Annotated in this window: 4 protein-coding genes; all 4 read left to right on the top strand. The window is 72.3% G+C overall.

Going from position 1 to position 3,954, the window contains the following annotated elements; all coding sequences use genetic code 11:
* The first annotated feature begins 52 nt into the window (after nt 1-52).
* The gene (locus VE546_RS05165; protein WP_324919003.1) at nt 53-1,315 is read left to right on the top strand and encodes an MFS transporter; all 1,263 of its coding nucleotides are present in this window, start codon (nt 53-55) and stop codon (nt 1,313-1,315) included.
* 491 nt (nt 1,316-1,806) lie between these two features.
* The gene (locus VE546_RS05160; RefSeq protein WP_324919000.1) at nt 1,807-2,256 is read left to right on the top strand and encodes a DUF1622 domain-containing protein; all 450 of its coding nucleotides are present in this window, start codon (nt 1,807-1,809) and stop codon (nt 2,254-2,256) included.
* Nucleotides 2,253-2,498 (top strand): hypothetical protein, encoded by a 246-nt coding sequence (locus VE546_RS05155; protein WP_324918997.1) that lies wholly within the window; start codon nt 2,253-2,255, stop codon nt 2,496-2,498. The genes VE546_RS05160 and VE546_RS05155 overlap by 4 nt, the downstream gene beginning before the upstream one ends.
* 194 nt (nt 2,499-2,692) lie before the next feature.
* A partial coding sequence (dnaK, locus tag VE546_RS05150) for a molecular chaperone DnaK (RefSeq protein ID WP_324918994.1) occupies nt 2,693-3,954 on the top strand: 1,262 nt, incomplete at its 3' end.

Genomic DNA, 3,954 nt, shown 5'->3' with positions numbered 1-3,954 from the left:
GGGCACCGACCCCTGCCCCTCTTTCCGCCCCTCTCCTCCCAGGAGGCTCACGATGGCCACACCGACGCCGCCCCCGTCCCCCGCGCCGTCCGCTCCTCCCGCCGCGTTACCGCACCGGGCGACCCTGGTCGTGCTCCTGCTCGCCTCGACCCTCACGGTGATGGCGGGGGCCATCCTCACCCCCGTGGTGGGGGTCATCCGCGGCGAACTCGGCGTCAGCGGCACCGGCGCCGGCCTGATCCTCACCGCCCACGGCCTGTCGCTGGCGGTCGTCAGCCCGTTCGTCGGCTGGTCCATCGACCGCTGGGGGCTGCGCACCCCGCTCGTGGGCGGCCTGCTGCTGTACGGCGTCGCCGGCGGCGCCGGACTGGTCACCGAGTCGTACCCGGCGCTGATCGCCAGCCGCTTCCTCTTCGGGATCGGTGCGGCGGCGGTGTTCACCGGCACCACGGTCGCGCTGCTGGCGCTCTACCAGGGCGAGCAGCGCGACCGGGTGGCGGGCTGGCGGTCCACCGCCATCGGCCTGGGCGGCATCGTCTGGCCGCTGATCGGCGGCGCCCTCGGCGGCCTGTCCTGGCACGGACCCTTCGCCGTCTACCTGCTCGGCATCCCGATCGGCATCGCGATGCTCGTGGTGATGCCGAACCTCCCGGCCGAGGGCCGGGCCGGGAGCGGCGGCGCGGTGACCCTGCTGCGGCGGCACCCGCGGCTGCTGGGCCTGTACGCCCTCTCGCTCTTCGGCTCGTTCCTGCTGTACGTGCTGGCGGTCTTCCTGCCGCAGCGGCTGACGGAGATCGGTGTCGGCGAGCCGTTCCTCATCTCCCTGGTCACCACCAGCACGTCCGTCGCGGGCAGCCTGATCGGCCTGGGCTACGCCAAGCTGAAGGCCGGGCTCGGGTACGACAACCTGCTCCGCCTGGCCCTGGCCGCCTGGGCCCTGACCTTCGTCATCGCCGGCCTGACGGACCACCCCGCGCTCCTCACCGCGGCGGCCTCCCTGTTCGGCCTCGGCAGCGGCATCGCGGTGCCCGCCCTCGCCATGATGATCGGCGAGACGGCGCCGCCCGCGCTGCGCGGGCAGGCCATGTCCCTGTCGGGCACGGCCAACTTCACCGGCCAGTTCATCGCCCCGCTGGCCGTCGGCCCCGTGATCGGTGCCACCTCGATCGCCTCCGGCTTCCTGGTGATGGCGGCCGTGGGCGGACTCGTCCTGCTGGTGCTGCTGTTCACCCGGGCCGCCCCGCCGGCGGAACGGCCCGAGAAGACGGTGCGCAGCGGGACCGACAGCGCCTCCGGCGACCCGGCCGCGGTGTGAACCGCCGTGCCCGGCGCACCGCCGCCGGGCACGGCGCCGACGCGGCCGCCCGTCCCCACCGGCCCGGCCCGCGTCCGTGTGTCGGCCGCACACCCACGCATCACCGCCCGCGCCGACCGGGCGCCGCCGTTGGGCTGCCCGGGAAGGCGCCGGTCGCGCCCCGGGGAGCGCCGTGCCCGTCGGCTCGTCCGGCGATCGGCCGCCGCGCCACGGGTGTCGCGGTACGGCCCGGGCGAGCGGGCGGCGAGAGCGATCCGGACCACCGTTGCGCAAAAAGTGTGCCAAGCAGTCGCTATCTGACCGTCGCCGGATCGCTTGCCGCACACGATGGTGGTCGCCGGGCGCGCCGCGCCGCCGGACGCCGCTCATCCGGCAGGGCGCCGCTCGTCCGGCAGGGCGCCGGTTGCCGCCGTCAACAAGCGTCAGACCGCGGGACCGTAGGGCCTGCGCGGCGGGCGGGGTGAACGGGGTGGGAGGGGTACTCGCGGAACGTGGAACCGCCCCTGGACGTGCTGCCCGAGTCCGCGCTCCGGAACGTGGTCGACCTCCTGGTGAGACTGGTGGAGGCGGCCGGAGCGGTGATCATCTTCGTGGGCGCGGTCTGGGCGTTCGGCCGCTTCGTCCTGGTGGGGGTGCGCACTGCCGGCCGGGCCCGCGGGGTGGCCGGCCGGGCCCGCGAGTTCACCGGGATCCGGCTCGGCCTGGGCCGCTTCCTGGCGCTGGGCCTGGAGTTCCAGCTCGCCGGGGACGTGCTGCGCACGGCCGTCGCGCCGAGCTTCACCGAGATCGGCCAGCTCGCCGCGATCGCGGCCATCCGCACCGCGCTGAACTTCTTCCTCGGTCGCGAGCTCGCCCACGAACGCGCCGAGATCGAGCGCGACCGGCAGGGGGAGGCCCCTGATGGGACGGGCGCCTCCCGTTCCCCGGCGGGGCCGTCGTGACAGCCGTCGTCCATGTGGCCGCCCTGGTGACCACCGCCTTCGGCCTGGTGGCCGCGGCGGTGGTGCTCGCGGCGGCGCGGTCGGCCCGGGCCGCGATGGCCGTCCTGCTGGACTTCCTCACCGCGGCGGGTCTGCTCCGGCTGGTCGGCGAGCCGACGTGGGACGCCCTCGCGGCGGCGGCCGCCGTGGTCGCCGTGCGCAAGCTGGTCGTCGCGGGCCTGTACGCCTGGTGGCCGCGGTGAACCCGCTGTCCGCCCTCCGAACGGCGGGGCCGTTTCAGAGAGCGTCGCCCGGGAACATCGGTTGTCTGTTTTCGCAGGTTTAACAGTAGATTGTTCGCATTTGCTTGACTTGAGGTGACTCAAGTTTTATGCAGGAGTCATAGACAACCAACGCCTTGCTCGTTCCCCCGTGCGGCAGGGTAAGGAGGGCGACGATGGCACGTGCGGTCGGTATCGACCTCGGTACGACGAACTCCGTGGTGTGTGTCCTGGAGGGCGGCGAGCCCACCGTGGTCACCAATGCGGAAGGTGCGCGGACGACCCCCTCGGTGGTGGCGTTCGCCAAGGCCGGCGAGGTGCTGGTGGGGGAGATCGCCAAGCGGCAGGCCGTGACGAACGTGGAGCGCACCGCCCGCTCCGTGAAGCGCCACATGGGGGAGGCGGACTGGCGCTTCCCGGAGAAGGGGGACGTGGACGGCAGGCGGTACACGGCCCAGGAGATCTCCGCCCGGGTGCTCCAGAAGCTCAAGCGCGACACGGAGACGTACCTGGGTGAGAACGTCGCCGACGCGGTGATCACCGTCCCGGCGTACTTCAACGACGCGCAGCGCACGGCGACGAAGGAGGCCGGTGAGATCGCCGGTCTGAACGTCCTGCGGATCATCAACGAGCCGACCGCCGCCGCGCTCGCCTACGGGCTGGAGAAGGAGGACCAGACCGTCCTGGTCTTCGACCTCGGTGGCGGTACGTTCGACGTGTCGCTGCTGGAGATCGGCGACGGCGTCGTCGAGGTCAAGTCCACTTCGGGCGACACGCATCTGGGGGGCGACGACTGGGACCAGCGGATCGTCGACCACCTGGTCAAGCAGTTCAAGAACGCCTACGGCGTGGACCTGTCCAGGGACAAGATGGCCCTCCAGCGCCTGCGCGAGGCCGCGGAGAAGGCGAAGATCGAGCTGTCGGCCACCACGGAGACGACGATCAACCTGCCCTACATCACCGCCTCCGCCGAGGGCCCGCTGCACCTGGACGAGAAGCTCACCCGCGCCCAGTTCCAGCAGCTCACCCAGGACCTGCTGGAGCGCTGCAAGGGCCCCTTCCACCAGGCGGTGAAGGACGCCGGGATCAGGGTCTCCGACATCGACCACGTGATCCTGGTGGGCGGCTCCACCCGGATGCCCGCGGTGACGGACCTGGTGAAGGAGCTGACCGGCGGCAAGGAGGCCAACAAGGGCGTCAACCCGGACGAGGTCGTCGCCATCGGTGCGTCCCTGCAGGCCGGTGTGCTCAAGGGCGAGGTCAAGGACGTCCTGCTGCTGGACGTCACCCCGCTGTCCCTCGGCATCGAGACCAAGGGCGGCATCATGACCAAGCTGATCGAGCGCAACACCACGATCCCGACCAAGCGCTCGGAGATCTTCACCACCGCCGAGGACAACCAGCCGTCGGTGCAGATCCAGGTCTACCAGGGCGAGCG

Source organism: Streptomyces sp., assembly GCF_035644915.1.
Taxonomy (GTDB): domain Bacteria; phylum Actinomycetota; class Actinomycetes; order Streptomycetales; family Streptomycetaceae; genus Streptomyces.
Note: the sequence above shows the minus strand (reverse complement) of the source record. Positions and strands in the feature narration are given on the sequence as shown.

Excerpts from the sequence above, each read along its gene's own strand:
- VE546_RS05165 (WP_324919003.1), top strand. The coding sequence starts at position 53 with ATGGCCACACCGACGCCGCCCCCGTCCCCCGCGCCGTCCGCTCCTCCC.